At 67.0% G+C, this 19,149-nt stretch carries 14 protein-coding genes; 8 read left to right on the forward strand and 6 right to left on the reverse strand.

Translation table 11 applies throughout. From position 1 onward, the window contains the following. Positions 1–20 precede the first annotated feature (20 nt). Positions 21–1,232, forward strand: a complete 1,212-nt coding sequence (locus G4D83_RS25610) for a serine hydrolase domain-containing protein (protein ID WP_163867453.1) — start codon at positions 21–23, stop codon at positions 1,230–1,232. Between the two features lie 10 nt (positions 1,233–1,242). Here G4D83_RS25610 and G4D83_RS25615 read toward each other — a convergent pair whose 3' ends face one another. From G4D83_RS25615 to G4D83_RS25630, 4 genes are read right to left on the reverse strand one after another with little or no spacing between them, the layout of a single operon-like run. After that, complete coding sequence (locus G4D83_RS25615) at positions 1,243–2,256, reverse strand: WD40 repeat domain-containing protein (protein ID WP_163867454.1); 1,014 nt, start codon at positions 2,254–2,256, stop codon at positions 1,243–1,245. Between the two features lie 3 nt (positions 2,257–2,259). After that, complete coding sequence (locus G4D83_RS25620; protein ID WP_163867455.1) at positions 2,260–4,647, reverse strand: coiled-coil domain-containing protein; 2,388 nt, start codon at positions 4,645–4,647, stop codon at positions 2,260–2,262. An 8-nt stretch (positions 4,648–4,655) separates the two neighbouring features. After that, the gene (locus G4D83_RS25625) at positions 4,656–6,194 is read right to left on the reverse strand and encodes a hypothetical protein (RefSeq protein ID WP_163867456.1); all 1,539 of its coding nucleotides are present in this window, start codon (positions 6,192–6,194) and stop codon (positions 4,656–4,658) included. A gap of 38 nt (positions 6,195–6,232) precedes the next feature. Further along, the gene (locus G4D83_RS25630) at positions 6,233–7,198 is read right to left on the reverse strand and encodes a hypothetical protein (protein WP_163867457.1); all 966 of its coding nucleotides are present in this window, start codon (positions 7,196–7,198) and stop codon (positions 6,233–6,235) included. A gap of 673 nt (positions 7,199–7,871) precedes the next feature. On the opposite strand from G4D83_RS25630, the gene G4D83_RS25635 reads away from it, so the two are divergent. Next, positions 7,872–10,010 carry a serine/threonine-protein kinase gene (locus G4D83_RS25635; protein WP_163867458.1) on the forward strand — a complete coding sequence of 713 codons (2,139 nt, stop codon included), beginning with the start codon at positions 7,872–7,874 and terminating at the stop codon, positions 10,008–10,010. 15 nt (positions 10,011–10,025) lie between these two features. On the opposite strand, the gene G4D83_RS25640 is transcribed toward G4D83_RS25635, so the two are convergent. Continuing rightward, positions 10,026–10,961 carry an HNH endonuclease gene (locus G4D83_RS25640; RefSeq protein ID WP_163867459.1) on the reverse strand — a complete coding sequence of 312 codons (936 nt, stop codon included), beginning with the start codon at positions 10,959–10,961 and terminating at the stop codon, positions 10,026–10,028. 362 nt (positions 10,962–11,323) lie between these two features. On the opposite strand from G4D83_RS25640, the gene G4D83_RS25645 reads away from it, so the two are divergent. Next, entirely contained in the window at positions 11,324–12,514 is a 1,191-nt protein-coding gene (locus G4D83_RS25645) for a beta-1,3-glucanase family protein (protein ID WP_163867460.1), read from the forward strand. Here the strand turns inward: G4D83_RS25645 and G4D83_RS25650 are convergent. Next, complete coding sequence (locus tag G4D83_RS25650; RefSeq protein WP_163867461.1) at positions 12,495–12,656, reverse strand: hypothetical protein; 162 nt, start codon at positions 12,654–12,656, stop codon at positions 12,495–12,497. The genes G4D83_RS25645 and G4D83_RS25650 overlap by 20 nt on opposite strands. 231 nt (positions 12,657–12,887) lie before the next feature. Here G4D83_RS25650 and G4D83_RS25655 point away from each other — a divergent pair, with 231 nt between their 5' ends. From G4D83_RS25655 to G4D83_RS25675, 5 genes are all read left to right on the forward strand, one after another. Then, positions 12,888–13,631 carry a hypothetical protein gene (locus tag G4D83_RS25655; RefSeq protein ID WP_163867462.1) on the forward strand — a complete coding sequence of 248 codons (744 nt, stop codon included), beginning with the start codon at positions 12,888–12,890 and terminating at the stop codon, positions 13,629–13,631. Between the two features lie 142 nt (positions 13,632–13,773). Then, the gene (locus G4D83_RS25660; protein ID WP_163867463.1) at positions 13,774–15,033 is read left to right on the forward strand and encodes an alpha/beta hydrolase family protein; all 1,260 of its coding nucleotides are present in this window, start codon (positions 13,774–13,776) and stop codon (positions 15,031–15,033) included. A gap of 218 nt (positions 15,034–15,251) precedes the next feature. Continuing rightward, a complete protein-coding gene (locus G4D83_RS25665; RefSeq protein ID WP_163867464.1) occupies positions 15,252–16,715 on the forward strand; it encodes a hypothetical protein in 1,464 nt (487 codons plus the stop codon). A 392-nt stretch (positions 16,716–17,107) separates the two neighbouring features. Continuing rightward, positions 17,108–18,709, forward strand: coding sequence for a serine hydrolase (locus G4D83_RS25670; protein WP_163867465.1), 1,602 nt, complete (start codon positions 17,108–17,110; stop codon positions 18,707–18,709). An 83-nt stretch (positions 18,710–18,792) separates the two neighbouring features. After that, entirely contained in the window at positions 18,793–19,080 is a 288-nt protein-coding gene (locus G4D83_RS25675) for a DUF6289 family protein (protein ID WP_163867466.1), read from the forward strand. The last annotated feature ends 69 nt before the right edge of the window (positions 19,081–19,149 follow it).

The following is a 19,149-nucleotide window of genomic DNA, read 5'->3' on the forward strand; positions in this document are numbered from 1 at the left end:
GGACCAGACCGCGCGCACTCATGCACTCGAAAGCACGCTGGACCTTCCTCCTGGGCTTCCTCTTCATGGGCTGCGCCAGTTCCTCGCCAGGACCTCAGCGTTGTTCCGAGCGGTCGCCCTATCAGGGGCCGGCGCTGCGCACCGCGCCTGAGTCCATCTGGCCGACGCTCGCTCCACGGCGACCCATCACCGGAGTCCTCGATGCGGGGCTCACCCAGGCCCTGGACACCGCGTTGGACGCCGTCCTCCGGCAGGTCCCCGCCGCCAGCGTCGCGGTCGCCGTGCCGGGACAGGGACTGTGGACCGCGACTCGTGGGAAGTCGCGGACCGACACGCAGGAACCAGTGGACTCCGCCTCCCTGTTCCAGGTCGCCAGCGTGACGAAGAGCTTCACGGCGATGCTCGCGGGCCAGCTCGTTCAAGAGGGGCGCCTTCGCTGGGACACTCCGGTCTCCACCTGGTTCCCCGAGGTGCCCGGCACTGAGTTGATGACCCTGGAGGACCTGCTCGAACACACCCACGGCCTGGTGAGCTTCAATGCCCTGCCCGGTTTCGAGGACGGCCCTTACCGCTCCCCCGAGGAGTTGATTCGTCTCTCCGCCGAGCAGCCTCCCCAGTTCTGTCCGGGCGGGAACTGGGCATACAGCAACACGGGCTACGTCATGCTCGGACGCATCCTGGAGCAGGTGGAGGGCAAGCCTTTCAGCGTCCTCCTCCAGGACCGACTCCTTCGTCCGCTCGGATTGGCGCACACGGAGTTCAGGGCAGCGGGCCTCCCCCTCACCCAGGTCGTCGTCGGTCATGTGGCGGGGGCTCCCGTCACCGACCTCGACTACGCCACCCCATACAGCGCGGGCGGGCTGGCCTCGACGGCGGAGGACCTCGTGCGCTTCTGGCACGCGCTGCTGCCCGGCGAGGTGTTGGCGCCCGCGACGGTTCGAGGCCTGTTCCAGGACATGCACTCCATGGACGTCATGTACCCGCCGACGCAGCCGGGCAGCACGATGTTCTACGGGCGAGGCGTCCAGCTCTACGACGTGCCGACGGGCCCTGGCCTCATGCTTGGCCACAGCGGAGGCATCAAGGGCTTCTCCTCGGTGGTGGCCTATGTCGTGGAGGACGATGTCTTCGTGTCCGTCGTCTTCAATGACAGCCAGGTCTCGGCCGAGGCGGGACTGTGGGCCCTCGTGCGCGCCTTGCGCGAGCACCGCGATGCCCAGGCCTTGCCTTGACAGTCAGCGCTCAGGAAGGGGAGGCGATGCCCCACAAGCCCACGGTGCCGTCGGGCTCGCCCCACGCCACCGTCGTCCCGTCCGGGCTGAAGACCGCGTTGCTGCCATAGAAGTCGTTGTCGACCTCGTAGCGGAACACCCGGGCGCCCTCGTCCACACCGAGCACGAGGAAGCCGAACTTCGTCACCGCGAGCAGCCCGCCATCCGGACTGAAGGCCGCGTGGCGTGAGCCCGGCACGGGGCCCGACAGCGTTCCGCCCAGGCTCCAGTCGCCCACGTGGAAGCGCTGGATGCGGGGACCCGTCGTCGTCGCGACGAGCTGCTCGCCCGAGGGGTCGAAGGCGACATTCACGAACTGTTCTTCCTCTTCCGCGTGGACGTGCGCGAGCTGGCCCGTCCTGGCGTTCCAGAGGACGACCCGCCCCCGGAGACAGGCGGCGGCGAGCCACTGCCCGTCGGGAGAGAAGGCGAGCCCCACGACCTCCTGCTGTGGCCCCGCGAGCCTGCCCAGGGCCGTCCAGGTCCCGGTGTCCCAGAGGAGCACGCCGCTCCCCTGGTCATGCATGGCCAGCCGGGTGCCATCCGCGCTGGCGACGAGGCCCCAGGACTCATGGTCGGGGAGCTTCGCCTGACGCAGGAGCGCGCCGCAGGACTCGGCGTACAGGCCCAGCTCGAAGCGGGTGTTCGTCACCGCGATGCCCCCGAGCGCGGGCAGCGCCTGCATCGCGACGCCTTTGGGAACGACAACCTCTCCGGCCAGGGACTCCCGTCGTCCCTCCTGCCAGTGCCACCAGCGCAGCCGCTCATCTCCCCGGTGCTCCAGGGTCACCAGCAGGTGGCCGCTCGGAGAGAAGCCGACCTTCTGGTACTCGGCCCGCTGTTGGCTGGGAGTACCCCAGCGACCCAGGAGCGACCAGCGGTTGCCATTGTCGGGACGCAGCACCTGCTTCATCACCACACCACCTCGCATCGAAACCCCGAGGCCACCCGCATGGTCCGGGGTGGCCTCGAGGTGGGTCATCATGCACTACGGCAACAGGTCGAAGTGCGTCTGCTTGCCCCAGTACTTCTCCAGCTCCAGCAGCTCCTGGCCGAACTCGTCCAGGTCATTGGGGTTGCGATTCACCATGGACGCGAACCAGTTGCGTATCTGCTTGCTCACGCCGATGGTGTCGTCCGCCCACTCAGGCAGGCTGAAGACGTACTCGACACTCCCGAGGTCATCCTCGATGGTGACGCCGGTCACCTTGACCGTGATGGCATCCCGGTTGGTGTTTCCCTTCACGCTGGTGATTTCCCGCCGGAAGTACGGCGGCTTCGTCGACGTCCCCGGGGAGATGCGGACCACGGAGAAGTCGTCGTGCACCCAGTTTCCGTCCGCGTTCTTGGTGAAGCCCCTGGCCTGGAGTTCGGCCTCCAACTGGGCCACCGTCTTGCCCTTCATGGTGCCCATGCTCTTGACGTGCCCGCCATTGGCCACCGCGTGACTCCTCTTCGCGGCGGGAATCTGGAGCATCGACAGCTTCTCCAACTGGAGCAGTCCCGCCTTCTTGAGGTGCTTGGCCAGGCGCTGGACGGCGGAGTCTCCCAGGCCATTGAGGAGTCGCTCCACGTCCTTGCCGGACAGGCCGTCCACGTGGTCGATGGCTTCCTGCCCCAGCCGCTCCACCAGCTCCTCGCGCTTCACCTTGTCGGGGATGTCGTACCAGCGCTTGATGAGGGCCTCGCAGCGGTCCGCCACGACCTTGCCCACCGGCGTCACCGCGTTGCCGACGGCGCGCCAGAACCGGCCGGTGCCGACGACCATGCCCATGGCGGTGAACACGCGCTCGCCCGTGGACAGCTGCGTCCCGTTGGGCATGCACGTCTCCCAGCCGGTGATGACCTCGCAGAAGTCGATGAAGTCACCGACGGGCGTCATGCCGACGCCGAAGAGCGCCACCTCCTTGATGATGACCTGGGCCGAGTCGCCGATGCTCAAGAGCGTGGAGATGATGCTCGGGTCCTCCGCCGCCGCGCCGTCCTCCACGGACTGCCAGCCGCCGTGGAGCCCGTCGAGCGTGTTGAGGATTTCGTTCTGCTGCGCCGTCGGCGCGTCGCCCTGCCAGAGGTTGAGGTTGGACTGGAGGCCGTCCGCCTGATGCGCTGCCTCGGGGCGCTTGCGCAGGTAGGCGATGAGCGACTTCGTCGACGGGCGCACCGGGGTGTCCAGGAACCAGCCGGCCTCGTCCATGTACTCGCGCACGACGTTCCACACCATGTCGCGGGCGTTGATGAAGGCACCGACCTCCTCCATCGACACGCTGGCGCGGCTCTGGATGGCCTTCTCGAAGATGTCCTGGTTCTGCCGCCAGCTCCGGACGATGGTCATGAAGCCGCCGCGGTTGACCACCACGCCGGCGCTCCGCGTGGTCTCCAACTGCTGCAGCACCTGCGTCGCATAGGCGAGGTAGGGGTCGTTGTCCGGGTCGAAGTCGTCACCCACGTCCAGGTCCGGCGCTTCCACCTCGGGGATGGAGCCGGGGTCCAGGTCCGGGTCATACGTCCCTGAGTCGCCCAGGTCCGGGGAGCCCGTGGGAGGTGTCCCGGCGAGCCAGTCATCCAGGCCGCCCATCTGCCCTCGGAAGTCGGACATGATGCGGTTGATCTCCGTGCGGAGCGCCGCCAGGTCTTCCTTCAAGTCCCGCAGCAACTGCTGGAGCTGGCTGAGGACGCGCGGGTCCACGCCCCCATAGCGCGACAGGATGTCGCTGAGGTCCGCCTCGGTGATGGAGTCGAGCGGGCGCTTGGACAGCTCGTCGATTTCGCCCTTCAGCTCGGCGAGCAGGTCGAGCTCCGCCTGGGCCAGCGCGAGGTCCCCGTGGATGCTCAACAACTGCCACTTGCGGTCCTCCAGCACCTTCTCGAGGTTGGCCAGGTTCTCCGACAGGCGGGGGTTGATCTCCTTCAAGTCCAGCGCCACGGACGTGGTGCCCGAGTAGGCGGTGCCACGGCGCTTGACGAGGAAGAGGGGCCGGGCCGTCAGCCCACCGGTCTCCAGTTGCACGACGTCATCGGTGATGACGCAGCTCTGGTCGGGCTGCGCGAGCATGACGTTGAAGTAGAACTGGTTGGCACCCCAGCGCAGCAGGGTGGCGTTGAAGGGGGCTGCGAAGAGGTTGGAGTCGTTGCCGTGGGCGTCGACCCGGTAGTTGCCGGCAACCGTCCGGGTCGGCAGCGGCATCGAGTTGATGGAGAAGTTGGCCTGCCCCTCTTGATAGAGCCGGCTCGTGTCCTGACAGCTGCCTTCGCTGCGGTAGGACGTGGACCGCCAGGCAATCACGTAGTCGCGATAGGTGGTGGCGAGCGCGGTGGCGGGCGCGAGGACCGCGCAGGACAACAGCAGGGCGAGTGCTCGAAGGATGGATGAAGTCATGACGGGCCTCACAGGTCCGAGGCGCGCAGCGCGACGTCATGCGCGAGCACGGCCTGGCGGAGATTGGCGTTGTTGAGGTGGGTCTCCACGTCCACGAGGAGCGCCTCGGAGACACCGGCCCTCCGCATGTTGGTGACGTTCAGCCGCACCATGTTGGGAAGAGTCGTGTTCAGGTAGTTGCGAGCGCTGGTGAACTGCCGGCGCAGGGCGATGCAGCCCGTCTCCATCCAAGGCGTGGAGGTGGTGGAGACGTTGGCGCACAGCGGCTCGAGCTGGAGGATGCTCTCGAAGTCGACGTGCTTGCTCGCCAGGAAGAAGTATTTCAGTTTGGTGCTGCGAGGAGGCAGTTGCCACAGCGCGGTGGTCCGCTGGTTGGCATTGGCGAGGAAGGCCTCGGAGGCCTTGAGCGTCGCCGCGGTGGCGAGTGTCTGGCGGGTGGCCGCGTTCGCCTGGGACGTCACGAGCGCGCCCCGGCGCAGTCGCATTCCCTCCAGCAGCTTCGCCACGGCCGTGGCGACGCGGGCATACCGTGCATCCGCGTAGCTGGAGATGTTGTTGAGGACGATGGCGGAGCGCTCGGTGAGGTTGACCCGAGGCAGGTTGTTCCGCGCGAGGAAGGACGAGAAGGGCTCGGTGGCAAGCAGGTGCCGGGCGTGAATCTGTCCCATCGAGTGGACCAGTCGCCGAGCGTCCATCTGGAGCTGCTGCGGGCGCTGGCTCTCCGTGCGGCTCAGGTCCACCAGCTCCCCCTGGAGCGCGCCCAACTGAGCGAGCGTCGCGGCGGAGGCGCGGGTCGAGATGTCCTCGAGCTGCGTGAAGACGGCGGCCTCGCCGTCGCGGTACGTGACGAAGGCGGCGAGGGTGGTGGTGACCTGCGGCTCCAGCGCCTCCAGGGCGAACTGGTAGGACGCGAAGTGGTGCTTGTACTCCTCCAGCGTCTCCCGCTGGGTGGCCAGGTCCGCGCTGGCGGCGCGCTGTTCGGCCGTGGCCCGTGCCTTCAAGCCGTCACCCACGCGAGCGCGGGCATCGGCGCGGCGCTTGTTCCTGCCGTCGAGCTCCCTCTGCGACGGCCCCACCATGTCCTCACCGACACTCTCCATCTTCTCCAGGCTCGTCTCGTAGATGGCCATGGACGCGCCGATGGACATCCGGAAGTAGCCCTGGACCTCCTCCGTGCGCTGCACCCAGATGCTCGGGTTGGCGCTGTCGCCGGCGGGGGCGAAGACGTAGGGCGGCTTCGACTTGCATTGCGAGCGAAGCTCCGCGTCCGTGAAGGTGTCGCAGAGCGCTTCCTGTGTGGGTTTGAACTCGCTCAGGAGCGAGTCGATGCTGGAGCCTCGGGGCTTGCACAGCGTCCTGCTCTTCGCCCAGAAGAAGATTTCCACGCAGACCTGCTCGGAGGCCAGGGCAGGGGACATCTCCGCGACGGGTGTCCGGGGTTCACGTGGGGGCGGAGCGCTTTCGCTCGTGCCGCATCCGGTGGCGCCCAGGGTGAGCATCAGCGCACCGAGGACACGTCTCCTCATGTTCTTTTGTGTCTGGGTCATGGGATGTCTTTTGTGAATGGGATTGAGGCCGGGGGCGCTCAGGGCGTCGCCCAGGGCGCGAGCTGCGCCCGGGCCAGGTCGAGCTTCGCCTGGGCGGCGGCGGCTTCCTGCGCGGCCACCTGGTACTGCGCCTGGTATTGCTCCTTCGCGCCGGCCGCGGAGAGCAGGGAGAGCTTCTGGATGACGGGGAGCGCCTCGGGGCCGATGAGCTCCTCCAGCGTCTTCGGCGAGCCATCCGGGTGGTGGTACTTCGTCGGGTCGCTCAACGAGCCCAGGACGAAATAGAAGTTGGCGAGGATGCCGGCTTCCTCGTCGGTGAGCACGCCCGCGCAGCCCATGGCGGCCTTGAAGATGATGGGGGCGGCTTCCTGTCCCTGGACATGCAGGGCGTGCGCCGTCTCGTTGGTGAGGTCCACGAGGAAGCTGTTGGCGAGCGTCTTCATGAAGTCGAACGCGGCGCTGTACTCGACGAGGCTGGCCAGGTGGTCGCGCTGCGTCGTCTTCGTGGTCAGCTCCGCCTGGAGCGCCTGGAGGATGTCCTGGGCCTGGGCGGCGTTGTCCACGTCCACCTCGTTCCAGGTGATGCTGAGGGAGACGCGGCAGGTGTCGGCGAACGCGGCGGTGCCCGTCCACGCCGAGGAGTCCTTGAGCTCCAGCGAGGCCATCAGCTCCCGGTCCAAATCTCGGAGGGTGACCTCTGGGGTCGACATGAAGGTGTAGCGGGTGGCGGGCGTGCCCGGAGGCGTCAGCGTCACCTCCAGGGGGAACTGCGTGGAGCAGTTCCCCGTCATGACGCGTCGGAGGATGGTGCGCAGCGGGACGGCGGTGGCGAAGTCCGTGGCGGTCAATGTCTGGGTGGGAATGGAGCAGCGACTGAGGCGCCCGTTCCCCATCGTGCAGTGGGACGGGGAGATGAGGTCCACCGTCGTGGTTTCAGCGCGCGCGGGAGCGCTCCACACGAGGGAGGAGAGGACGCCTGCGGCGAGTGTGAGTCTGGCATTCATGATGGTTTGTGTGTGGCGGGCATCCGGCCGGCATCCGGAAAAACCCGCGGAAATGAGCCCCCATGGCTATACGCGCGCATGGGCGGATGTTGGTTCTGGCTCACGGACACGACATCGCACGTGGCTGCCTGCTGGGCCGCCACGTGCGTCTCGATTTGACCGAGATTGAGAGTCGGGGCTGCTCATTTGCTGAATGGCGGCGTCCTGCTCGAGGGGAAGGTGCTGCTGAAGGGTGCTCAGGAGCTTGTCGAAGTCCGAAGAGGGCACGGCCAACATGAGGACGCGGAAGGCGGGCTTCAACTTCGCATGGCTCGGCGCCGTCTCTCGCTCGAGCGCGCCGGCGGGGGTGGAGAGGGCCTTCGCCGCCACGTCGCCGCCAAGTGCTCCCCGTTCAAAGAGGAGAGGCGGTGCCGCCTCTCGCTGGCTGCGGCCAAGCCCACGGCCTCAGGTGCCATTCCGCAGCAGCACCTTCTTGGTGTGAAATTGTTCACTACCTGAAGCCCTGCCCTTCGTGCGAGCGGATAGGGCGGTCACTCCGTTCGGGGGTATATCTCCACCCTCCAGGCGAACGTCATGCAATGACCGAAGGCTTGCCTATCGCGCTGTGCGCCCTTCAACTCATAGCGGTATAAGCACTTTTGGTGCGCACCATCGAATGCGCGCGGATATCTAGATGACCGCACGGGACAAATTCCTGAGGAATGAAGTCACTCCGGCGACTCCTGGTACTGATGCATTGCTTGCCACTCAGGTTGGCGACTTCATCATTGATGAGCGCATCGGTTCAGGTGGCATGGGAGTGGTCTATCGTGCAACCCATCCACTGATTGGCAAGCAGGTCGCCATCAAGATCCTGCGGGCGGAACTCGTCTCCCAGCAGCAAGTGGAGCGACTCCTCATCGAAGCTCGAGCCGTCAACGCCATACAGCATCCGGGTATCATTGACATCTTCGGCTTTGGGAGTCTTCCGGACGGCAGGCCCTACGTCATCATGGAGTTGCTGCAAGGGCAATCCCTGGCGGCCTTCATCCGGCAGCACGGATGCCTCGACGCCGAAACGACTCTTTGGATCCTGGACCAGATGCTTGCGGCGCTCGGAGCGGCGCATCGTGCTGGCATCGTCCATCGCGACCTGAAGCCGGGGAATGTCTTCCTGGCTCGAGCCTCGAACGGAGCGTACTCCGTCAAGCTGGTCGACTTCGGCATCGCGAAGCTGGTGCATTCACATGAAGGGCCCACGACTCTAGAGGGCTCCATTCTCGGAACCCCGGAGTTCATGGCGCCGGAACAGATTCGAGGGGCAGGCATCGGTCCCGCGACGGACTTGTACGCGGTCGGTGTCATGACGTTCCAGATGCTCACCGGAGCACTTCCCTTCCAGGGTGAGCCGCTCCAGGTGCTCTTTGCTCATGTCGAGCAACCGCCGCCTGTTCCCTCCGCACGCGTTCCGTCGGTTCCCCCCGAACTCGATACCCTCGTCCTTCAGTTGATGGCCAAGGACCCTGGATTGCGTCCCGAGTCGGCGGAAATCGTACGACTGGCCTTGCGGCGTGGCTCGGAAACCGGGGTTTCTCCGCTCCCCTCGAACCCCAGGTCGCCGGTCCCCGCCGCGGACGTGGTCGAGCGTGAGCCCAAGACGGTGCAGGCGAGGCGACTCAGTCAACCCCCACCTGCGCGCTGGGGATGGTACTGGCTCATGAGCCTGCCCCTCCTCGCCGGACTGTGTGGAGTGGGCATCTACCTCCTCGTGGCATCGCCCCCTGTCGCGGCCTCACAGGCTCCTTCGTCGCCCACTCCTCCTTCCGCGCTGCCAGCCCGGCCTCCACCTCCAGCTAATTCGGCGACCCCCGCAACGAGCCTCTCCGTGGCAGAGGAGGGCCCTCCATCACGAGATTTCGATGTTCTCCCGGAGCAGAAGGCCGCGCCGCACGAAATCGAAAACAGTGTCGCCGCGGACACCCCGCGGACCGAGCCTCAACACAAACCGGCGGAGACTTTGAAGCGCCGAGGCACCTCGCGGGCCAAGGGCGGCTCCTCTGCAGGGACACTCAATGGGCCGGGCCCATCCGATGCAGCCCAGGTGCTAACGCTCGACGAAGCCCTGGCTTCGCGGAGCGGGAGGGAAATCACGGCACCTCCCCAGGCTTTGCCTGTGGAGGTGTCGGCGGTCATGACGTCGGTGCCGCGAACCGAGGTCCTCCGGAAGGAAGTCGCGCTACAGACGCCCCCGCTTCCAGCGGACAGCAAGTCGCCAGGGCCCTCCGTGCCGCGGGCTCCGTTTCTGGCTCGGAGCAAGGCGCCTCCACAAGACGCCAACCTGATGGAGCGTGTGTATCAACTGGAAGAGCGCTATCTGCGACACCCATCACCGGCGCCCGGCTTCGAAGAGAATCTGAAGCAGCTTCACGCTCAAGCACTCGACGCCAGTACCCGGACGGAGATCGCCAAGGCGAGCTACTCACTCTCCGTTCTTGGCAAGAAACTGGACGCACCATGGTCCCCACCGGCTGTCTTGCCGCCACCGCCACCGCCTCAACCCAGGCTGGTAGCGCCTAGGGGCCCACAACTGGATACAATGCTCTCCTTGATGGTGAAGAGCCCCCCCGATGCCAAACTGGCTCGTCGCTTTTCTCAGTACAAGGGACTGTTCGTGGAGCTGTCGGCTCGGGATGAGTACCCATTGAGCATCCTGGAAGAGTTGATACGGCTCCATCGCGCCTCGATGACAGCGGACACCGCCACCAAGCGCATGGATGTCCAGCGCGGGCTTGATGCGTGGCGGCAGTCGTTGGACCGTGCCACGCCGAAGTGACGTCGTCGCTTGGCTTCACGAGTCTCGGGTCCTGCGGAAGAGCGCGTAGCGCTCCTCCAGATACTCCGGGCGGGGACGCTGTGCGGGGTGCAAGGGCAGGATTCCCAGCGGTTTGCCCGCGAAGCCCTTGAGTCCGTGCTCCAGCGTGGGTCCGTCGTGTTCAGCCATCAGTCGCTGGGCGATTTCGATGATGCCATCGGGGCGGATGCCCATCAGGTCCGCATCGAACGCGCCATGATGGAGCTTGCAGAGCGACAGGCCGTTGGCGACTTCGGGACGGCCGCGCACGTCCCGGTCCGGGAGGATGTGGGCGGCATCCAGCAACTCCCTGCGCGGAAAGCGGCAGACGGCGCAGCGCTGCTCATAGGCGTGCAGGACGTGCTGACGGAAGGCCACCTGGTGCAGTCGCTTCTTCACCTCCACCGTCGTGTAGCGACGCTCCAGGGTGAGCAGCTTCGGGTCCGCCACATAGCTCCCTGGCGCCCGCACCTGTGACCCCGGTGAGCCCGAGGACACAGTGAAGGACTTCGTGGTCAGGTCCACGCCCGAGATGTAGACGGGCCAGATGGGGGCGTAGATGCCGGGTTCGATTCCGTAGAAGTAGATGAGCGGCGCATCCATCTCCATGGCGCGGACCAGGCGTCTGTTGTCGCGCCCCTCGACATCCTCACCCTGGAACCGGTAGTCGAACCCCTCGTCCGACGGAAGGTCGTCGTACCGGGCCTCGCGTCCCTGGCGCGGCACGGTGGTCTTGATGGAGAGGGCGGACTCGCGCATCTGTCGGGGCCAGAAGATGCCGCGCGCCCGGTTCGCGAAGTGGAGCGTCTCCCCCTGGAAGGAGAAGCCCGCATCGATGACGTCCCAGGGAAGGACGTCGCCAAGTCGCCGCACCCGCTCCTGCAAGGCGTTGATGGCGGCGACACGAATGGGCCAGTCGGGATCCTGGGGCATGGGCACCCGGCACCGGGTCAGGGGCGGCGCCGGGGTCCGACCAGGCTACCAGGTCGCCGTCCTCGGGGTGCAGCCCGACACGCCGTGGCATGGTGCATGAGCACCTCCGGTGAGGTAGCGCCCCCAGCAGCTTGCCTCGCGCCGGTGCACGGGCGTGTAGCCACTCGAGGCCCTGCCAGGGCATCCACCGCCTGGGATTGGCTCCAGGCCCTCGGGCCAGGTGTCCTCCGAAGCCGGCTTGCTCCCGCGAATTCACACACCTTGAACCCAGCTCAGTGGCCGCCCGACACTTTCGCCCCTGGCCGGGCTCGGTGGAGACGAGCCCGGAGACGTCGCCGTTCAACTCTCGCGAGGGCCTCTTCATGGCAGACACACTTCCGATTCAAATCGTGAACAACACGCCCTATGCGGACAGCGATATCTGGCTCGTGGCCACCGGGCAGCAGCAGCCGGACAGTCCGGGGGAGGGGCGATTCCATCCGTGGTATCGCCTGGCCGACGCGAGGACCGGCGCGCTCGAGCAGATACAGCCCGGCGACGAGAAGAACGGGCTCCTCGACTACAGCATCAACCTGAAGACTGGAACCGATGGCGGGAAGATGCTGCTGCCGGCGCTCAACGGCGGCGCGCGCATGTACTTCTCGGTCAAGGACCAGTTGAAGATGAAGGCGGCCAGCATCACCGGCTCGCCCTATTTCAACAACACCACGCCGAACGGCTGGAGCACCCACGGCGACAACTTCGGCACGCTCTTCGACTGGTGGGAGTTCGTCAACCTGCCGAAGGACCCGATGACGGGCTTCAACGCGAACCTCACGCAGGTCGACATGGTCGGCATTCCCATGTCGCTGCGTGTGTACGGCAAGGATGCGCCCGGCGGAGACGGAGTCGGCTTCAAGGCCGGCGCGCGCTCCCAAATCCTGTCGGCGCTCAAGGCCACCCCCGGGTGGGAGAAGCTCGTCATCCAGAATGGCGGTCAGGACATCGTCGCCATCGCGCCCTTCCACGGCATCGAGAACGGTGCGTTCAGCCCGACATACTTCGACCCGTACATCGACGCGGTGTGGGAGAACTACGCGGCCGGCGGCCCCCGCCGCCTGGGAGTCGAGGTCGAAGCCGGGATGTACTTCGTCGGGTCCGTGGACGCCTCGGGCTCGTTCGTCTTCCAGCAAGCATCCGTCGCCGGGAGCGTGCGGCCCGCGTTCTCGAAGCCGACGACCTTCCAGGTGTTCGCCAACCAGGTCAACGCCCAGGAGGGTGGGGGCCTCCACGGCTCCCAGATTCAAGGCGCGCTCGCCCCGGCGCTCAATCGAACGGTGCTGCTGGCGCAGGACCGTCTGGGCGTCATCAGCGGAACCGAGGCGTGCAAGGAGACCCTGCGGGACAGCTACCGGCCCTGGAAGGGCCTCACGAATCACTACGCCCGCGTGGTGCACGCCAATGCCATCGACGGCCGCGCGTATGCGCTCGGCAACGACGACAACTGCGACGGCAGCTCGTTCACCGTCTCGCGGCAGCCCACGAGGGCGACCATCACCCTCGAGGCTTTCTGACGGCCGATAGATAGACCTCGAACGGCTTCATCGCGGAGGGCTGGAGCTGGAGGCGGATTACGCAGACGAACATCACCGGGAACGCGACGGGAATGACCCAGGCCAGGAAGGGCGGCGGAGGATTGGCGGCGAGCAAGAACATTCCGCTGGACTCTATACCCGTGACCGACGCCCTGCCTCGCGTCGGAAAAAAACCGCCTGGCTCTGACCGGATTGCAATTTGACGGCGCCACCCCAATGTCATTGCATGGCGCAATCTCTTTGTCTGGAGATGGGCGTTCGGGCCTATGGTGGCCGCGCGGGAGTGTCTGGCATTCGCCTCCAGGCGGTGTCTGCCTCTCGCCTGTACCCCACATCCATCCAGAGGAATCCCATGTCACGACTCATGCCCTGGCTCTGCCTTGCGACACTGCTCACCGCCTGCGCTGGCGACATCACCGAGGTTGGACCGAGCACGACCTCCACCCAACCCCAGTCGTTGCCGGGCAACCCCCCGCCGGGCCATGAGGAACTCGCATACTGTGGCGATGGCATCTGCGGCGACTTCGAGGACGAATGGACCTGCCCCTGGGACTGCTCCGGATCCGGATACTGTGGTGATGGTCTCTGTGGTCCCAATGAGAATGCGTGGAACTGCGAGATTGATTGCCAGGTCTGTGGTGACGGGGTCTGTGGTGGCAACGAGGACGTGTCCACCTGTCCGGATGACTGCGGGTACTGCGGAGACGGGGTCTGCAGCTCGAACGAGAACGCGTCGTCCTGTCCGAGCGACTGCCCTTCCTGTGGCGATGGCATCTGCAACAACGGCGAGACGACGGGGACGTGCCCGGGTGATTGCGGCACCTCGACTGGCACCACGCTCGGTCGCTTCTCGCGGTGGTGCGGCAAGGTGAACACCCACAGGTCCGTCAGTGGAAGCTGGACGCCGGACCCCGATTGCACGTCGGGCTGCGACATCGGCGGGCTGGCCTACTGCAAGAAGTTCTGGCCCGCCTCGACGGTCATCCGCCAGGTCGCCCTCACCACGAAGCCGTCGAGCGGAGCCTGGGTCACCGCCGGGTGCGGCTATTGGCTCCAGTCCTGGAATGGCGACGACGAGTTCGAGTGCGTGAACTGAGGGAGGGGCCTGCCCGACGGCCGTGAGCGCACCTGCTCCGGGCGCCTGGAAGCTCGGGCGCCCGTCCGTCGGGCCGTCCGCTTGAAGGCGGTCCTCGGAGATATGACGTTTGCCGTCCAGGCTGGATGGGAGCGAGGGCCCCATGAGCGAGGAGACAACAGTACCGCTGCCTCACGGCACGCGGGACAGCGGCATTCCCGCGCGCTTCTTCGCGGACCCCGACTTCGACTTCGAGGCGCGGATGGCCCTGGGGCTCGCGACGCAGGGGGTGGGCGATATCGGCGGCGTGCTCGTGACGCTCGCGTCCATCGAGGAGGGGAGCGCGGAAGGGTGGTTCCAGGCCTGGAAGGCCTCCGCGGAGCGGCTGCGTGCCCAGGCGGAGTCGAGCGCGGCCTCCGGACACGAGGAGAGCGCGCGGTGGTTCTTCCTGGCCGCGGCGGAGGCCTGCTCGCGCGCGCTCGCCTTCGTCACGGGCCTGGCGGACCCCGGCGTCCTGGCGCCGACCTTCGCCCTGCATCGACGGTGCTGGGATGCGGTGGTGGCCCACTCCGAGGGCTGCTTCCTCCGGGTGGAGGTTCCCTACGAGGAGGGGACGCTGCCCGGCTACCTCCTCCGTCCGGATGCCTCGGGCACGGCGCGGCCGACGCTCGTGATGACCAATGGCAGTGACGGCTCGCTCACGTCGCTGTGGGGCACGGGCGCCTCGGGCGCGCTGCGACGGGGCTTCAATACCTTCGTGTATGACGGCCCCGGACAGCAATCGCTGCTGTTCGAGCGGGGCATCGCCTTCCGACCGGACTGGGAGGCGGTGCTCACTCCCGTCGTGGACGTGCTGGTGTCCCGCTCGGATGTGGATGCGCGCGGGCTGCTCGCCTATGGCATCAGCCAGGGCGGCTACTGGCTTCCTCGTGCGCTGGCTTTCGAGCCTCGCTTCATCGCCGCGGTGGTGGACCCGGGAGTGATGGACGTGTCCACGTCGTGGACGTCACACCTGCCACCAGAGCTCATCGCGCTGCTGCACGCGGGAGCGCGGGAGCCGTTCAACGAGGCGATGCGCGAAGTGGAGGCGGACCCTGTCATGGCCCGGGTCATGGCCTTTCGGAGCAGGCCCTACGGCACCGGGACGCCGTTCGACACGTTCTCCCAGGTGCTGCGCTACCACCTGCGTGACGTCGTGGAGCGCATCCGCACGCCCATGCTCGTCCTCGACCCGGAAGGCGAGCAGTTCTGGCCAGGTCAGGCGGAGGTCTTGTTCCAGGCGCTGCGTTGCGACAAGGAGCGCGTCCGCTTCACCCGCGAGGAAGGGGCGGACTTCCACTGCCAGCCCCTGGGCCGGGCGCTCACGGACGTGCGCATGTTCGACTTCTTCGCCGACCGGCTCGCCCGCGTCCGCACGCATTGACGGCCGCCGCTCTCTGACTGTCTTGCGCGGCGCGTCGATTCCATGCCGGCGCGCACGGATGGCGAGAGGTGCGTAGGCCTCGTGACAGTGATGTCGCGGTGTGCAGGGCGCTACACCCCCAGTCATCGCGGTAACCACTCGAAACACCTGGAATCATGCTTGGCCCATGCATTGCTCAGGAGGGGACACGTACCCACACCCCTTTCAAGGAGCAGTTCATGAGGAACGCCAGGTCCTGGCTCGCCGGCGTCGCGGTGTTCGCACTCGTCGCCACGGGATGCGACAGCGAGAACCCGCCCGACGCGCGGAAGGTCGCGGACGTCACCGCCAGCCGTTCCGCGGAGATGGTGCGCGGCGTCAGCGCGAGCGTACGGACGATGAATGGCCTGCCCGCGGTGGACAGCCTGGAGGAGGCCCTGTCCGTCTTCAGCACCGGCTTCGAGGGCGTTCCGTTGCCGGCGCTCCCGAGCGAGGAGACGGAGGAGGACGGCTCGTCGCTCCCCGACTTCTCCAACGAGGCCGAGACGAACGCCCAGGCCGCGCGGCTGGAGAAGTACCTGCGCGAGCGCGTCTTCACCGCGGAGCACGTGGAGTCGACGGAAGGTGACTCCACCGTCTTCCTGCTCAAGGGCGAGAATGTCTGCACCGATGGCAGCGAGGCGGCGGACACCGACTGCGTGAAGTTCGTGAACCAGTCCGAGCTGCGCGTGCGGGCGACGACCCTGGACGATGACGGGCTGGAGCTGGCGTTCCTCATCGGTTCGAAGAAGGCCCAGCCCGTGTCGCTGCGCTTCCTGCCGAAGGTCATCTCCCTGGTCGTGGACCTGGGGGGCGTGAAGAGCGCGGTGCAGCAGCTCGACGCGGAGGCGGCCGCCGCGCTGCCGACGGTGATGGTGGGGCAGGTGGAGCTGAAGGTGACGAAGGAGGGGGCGCAGCGCTGGATTGTCAGCGGCTCCATCCTCCAGGCGCTGCGGCTGGAGCTGGCGGGTGAGGGTGGCACCGTGGCCATCTCCTCGGCGCGCGCCGCGCCGCTGGTGGAGCTGGAGGCGGATGGCGTGGCGAAGCGCGCGCGCTTCCTGCTGGACTTGAACACCACCGAGGTGAGCCTGCCGTACTCGGGTTTCGCGCCCGCGCTGCGGGGCAAGAACTGGACGGCGTCGCTGTCGGGCCTGTCGTTCACCCTGGAGGCGACGGAGAACCAGAAGGACTTCACCGTGGCCCACGTGGGGCTCGGCGATGCGCAGAGCTTCTTGAGCCTGGGCACCGACAAGCTCTTCACGCTGGACCTCAACAGCCAGTCCGGCCGCCACTTCGACCTGAATCTGTCGCGCGGGGATGACGGACTGCCGCTGGTGCGCGTGCAGCCGGAGGTGGACCTGGTGGCGCGCTTCTTCCTGGCGCCGCTCAAGGCGGACCCGGAGATGGAAGTCCCTTCAGCGTACGAGGATGCGACGTACCGCGTTCGCTTCACGGGTGGGACGGGGGGCCCGAGCCTGCGTCCGGTGCGCGCCAACGCCACCACCGGCTTCAAGGGCGGCGTGCAGGTCGTGACGGGCGAGCTGTCGCTCACCGCCGGGGCCTCGAGCGTGGCCGTCCCCGCGGGCCAGTGCCTGGTGGGCCGTGAGACTTCGAGCGGCGGTGGCTCGCTGCTCGACTACCTGCAGGCGGGGAGCTGCCAGTAGCCCGCTGTCAGCGCTGACGTGAGAGAGCCGCGCTCCACTCCAAGGTGGGCGCGGCTCTCTTTCATTCGGGTGACGGGCTCAGCCCTTCCGTCGAAGGCGCAGGCCTTGGTGTCGGAGACGCCATGGCCGGGCGCGATACGCATTGTCGACTTCAGGTCCTATCGATGTGGGCAGGTATTGACTGGAAGGAATTCCGGACGGCCCGCCGTTGCTGGAAGACGAGGTGAGGTTGACCCGACGGCACACCGGCACCTGGGTCTGTTGCGTGTGCGTGCACGGGCCTCCCACTCTGCCCGCCGCGAGTGCGTCGAAACCTCTTCGACGTGAGGCTTCTGGGGGGAGTCATGGCGCAGGACGACGGGCAGGGTTCAGGACCCACGGTGGAGTCAGGAATGGCACGCAGGACGCTGCTGCGGGGCCTGGGTGCCGCGGGGGTGGGCGCCGCCCTCTCCGGGACGGGCTCGGCGGCGGAGGCGGCGGGGCCAGCAGCCGTTCCAAGGGCCGCGACTCAGGCGACGCCCGCGGCCTCGGGGCAGATCACCCCGGACGGAGTGACGCGCGCCCTGGCGGTGCTCGACGACATCGTCAAGAAGGACAAGGCGGCCACCACCGTGCCCGGAATCGCGGTCGCCGTGGTGTACGACGGCGTGGTCCGGTACCTCAAGGGCCTGGGCGAACGACAGGCGGGTGTCGTGGGGGACGTCGACGCGGACACCGTGTTCCAGCTCGCCTCGGTCTCCAAGCCGCTGAGCTCCACGGTGATTGCCGCGGCACTGACGCGGCGCCTGGCCAAGGTGGACTGGAATGACACGCTGCAGACGTTCCGTCCTGGCTTCACGCTCGCGGATGCCTGGGTGGGGCAGCACGTCACGGTCGCCGACATGTTCGCGCATCGCAGTGGCCTGCCCGACCATGCGGGAGACCTGCTCGAGGACCTGGGCTACAACGCCGACCAGATCATCTCGAAGCTGGCGCTGTATCCCCTGACGCGGTTTCGCGACTCGTATGCCTATACCAACTATGGACTGACGGCGGGGGCGTTGGCGTTCGCCACGGGGACGGGGCGCTCCTGGCAGGACCTGGCGCGGGAGATGATTTTCGCGCCGCTCGGCATGAGCAGCAGCTCCTACTCCTTCGCGGACCTCCAGGCCCTCAAGAACCGGGCGGCGCTGCACACGCTGGTGGATGGCCAATGGAAGCCAGACCTGGGGGCCAACAATGACGGACAGGCGCCCGCCGGTGGCGCGAACTCGTCGGTGCGAGACTTGTCCCGCTGGCTGACGATGTTGCTCGCGGGAGGCAGCTACCCGGGCCTTCAGACTCCCGTGGTGGACGTCCCGGGGCTGCAGACCATCTGGCGGCCCAGCAGTGTCACCCAGGGGCCGGACGAGCTGGGAGGACGGGCGAGCTTCTATGGCCTGGGCTGGAACGTCGGCTACGAGGACACCGGCGAGTTGAGACTGGGCCACTCGGGCGCCTTCGGCCGGGGTGCGTCCACGGTCATCACCGTCTATCCGTCCAAGAAGCTGGCCATCGCCGTGCTGACGAACGCGGACCCGCGAGGCGTGCCGGAGGCCATCTCCGCCGAGTTCGTGGACATCGTCCGCTACGGCGCGTCCACGCGAGACTGGCTGGCCTTCTTCGGGCCCCTCGTGGCCGAGCCCATCACCGCGGACCAGACGAAGTATTCCAAGCCCGCGGTGAACCCGACTCCCGCGCGAAGCTTGAATGCCTATGTCGGAACCTATCCCAACCGCGTCTACGGAGACCTCACCGTGTCGCTGAGAGATGGGGCGCTGTCCTTCACCGTCGGTCCCGCCGGAAAGCGCTTCGCGCTCATGCACTACAGCGGCGACGAGTTCTATTTCCAGACCACGGGCGAGAACGAGTCAGGGTTCTCGGGGGCCCTCTTCGCCGCGCCACGAACGAAGGTCCTCTCGCTGACCATCAACGCGTGGAACCGCGACAAGCTGGGGGTGTTCACCCGCCGCTAATGCTGACAGTCGGGTTGTCCTGGTTATATTGGTTGTGGCGATTTGCTGGTCTAGGCTGCGGTGCTTCAACCCAGGAGGAGCGGATGAACTGTATCGTCAAGTGGGCTGTCGTTGCCGGGGCCGTGCTGATGGCGGGTTGCGGTGGAGCGGCGGCGACCGAGGAGTCCGAACTCCCTGTCGAGGCGTCGGAGGAGGCCGAGCTGCGACCGGCATCTTGCGTACCGGGCGCGCTCACGGAGATCACCTACTACCGTGACGCGACGAAGACCGAAGAGGTCGGTCGGCAGGACTGTCTCTGTAATGGGACCATCATCCGCGGGGGGGTGGTGTCTCCGCACGTCTCGATCTGGACCTACGGTTGTTTGCGCTGAATCCGCCTGCATTCCGTGACAGGGCATTCGAGCGGCCCACCCCAGGGCGTCGGGGTGGGCCGCGGGCGT

Source organism: Myxococcus eversor (genome assembly GCF_010894455.1).
GTDB classification, from domain to species: Bacteria; Myxococcota; Myxococcia; order Myxococcales; family Myxococcaceae; genus Myxococcus; species Myxococcus eversor.

Coding starts and splice junctions, on each gene's coding strand:
- G4D83_RS25650 (WP_163867461.1), bottom strand. CDS start 12,656: ATGTTCTTGCTCGCCGCCAATCCTCCGCCGCCCTTCCTGGCCTGGGTC.
- G4D83_RS25635 (WP_163867458.1), top strand. CDS start 7,872: ATGACCGCACGGGACAAATTCCTGAGGAATGAAGTCACTCCGGCGACT.
- G4D83_RS25630 (WP_163867457.1), bottom strand. CDS start 7,198: ATGAATGCCAGACTCACACTCGCCGCAGGCGTCCTCTCCTCCCTCGTG.
- G4D83_RS25675 (WP_163867466.1), top strand. CDS start 18,793: ATGAACTGTATCGTCAAGTGGGCTGTCGTTGCCGGGGCCGTGCTGATG.
- G4D83_RS25615 (WP_163867454.1), bottom strand. CDS start 2,256: ATGATGACCCACCTCGAGGCCACCCCGGACCATGCGGGTGGCCTCGGG.
- G4D83_RS25620 (WP_163867455.1), bottom strand. CDS start 4,647: ATGACTTCATCCATCCTTCGAGCACTCGCCCTGCTGTTGTCCTGCGCG.
- G4D83_RS25665 (WP_163867464.1), top strand. CDS start 15,252: ATGAGGAACGCCAGGTCCTGGCTCGCCGGCGTCGCGGTGTTCGCACTC.
- G4D83_RS25645 (WP_163867460.1), top strand. CDS start 11,324: ATGGCAGACACACTTCCGATTCAAATCGTGAACAACACGCCCTATGCG.
- G4D83_RS25640 (WP_163867459.1), bottom strand. CDS start 10,961: ATGCCCCAGGATCCCGACTGGCCCATTCGTGTCGCCGCCATCAACGCC.
- G4D83_RS25670 (WP_163867465.1), top strand. CDS start 17,108: ATGGCACGCAGGACGCTGCTGCGGGGCCTGGGTGCCGCGGGGGTGGGC.
- G4D83_RS25625 (WP_163867456.1), bottom strand. CDS start 6,194: ATGACCCAGACACAAAAGAACATGAGGAGACGTGTCCTCGGTGCGCTG.
- G4D83_RS25660 (WP_163867463.1), top strand. CDS start 13,774: ATGAGCGAGGAGACAACAGTACCGCTGCCTCACGGCACGCGGGACAGC.
- G4D83_RS25610 (WP_163867453.1), top strand. CDS start 21: ATGCACTCGAAAGCACGCTGGACCTTCCTCCTGGGCTTCCTCTTCATG.
- G4D83_RS25655 (WP_163867462.1), top strand. CDS start 12,888: ATGTCACGACTCATGCCCTGGCTCTGCCTTGCGACACTGCTCACCGCC.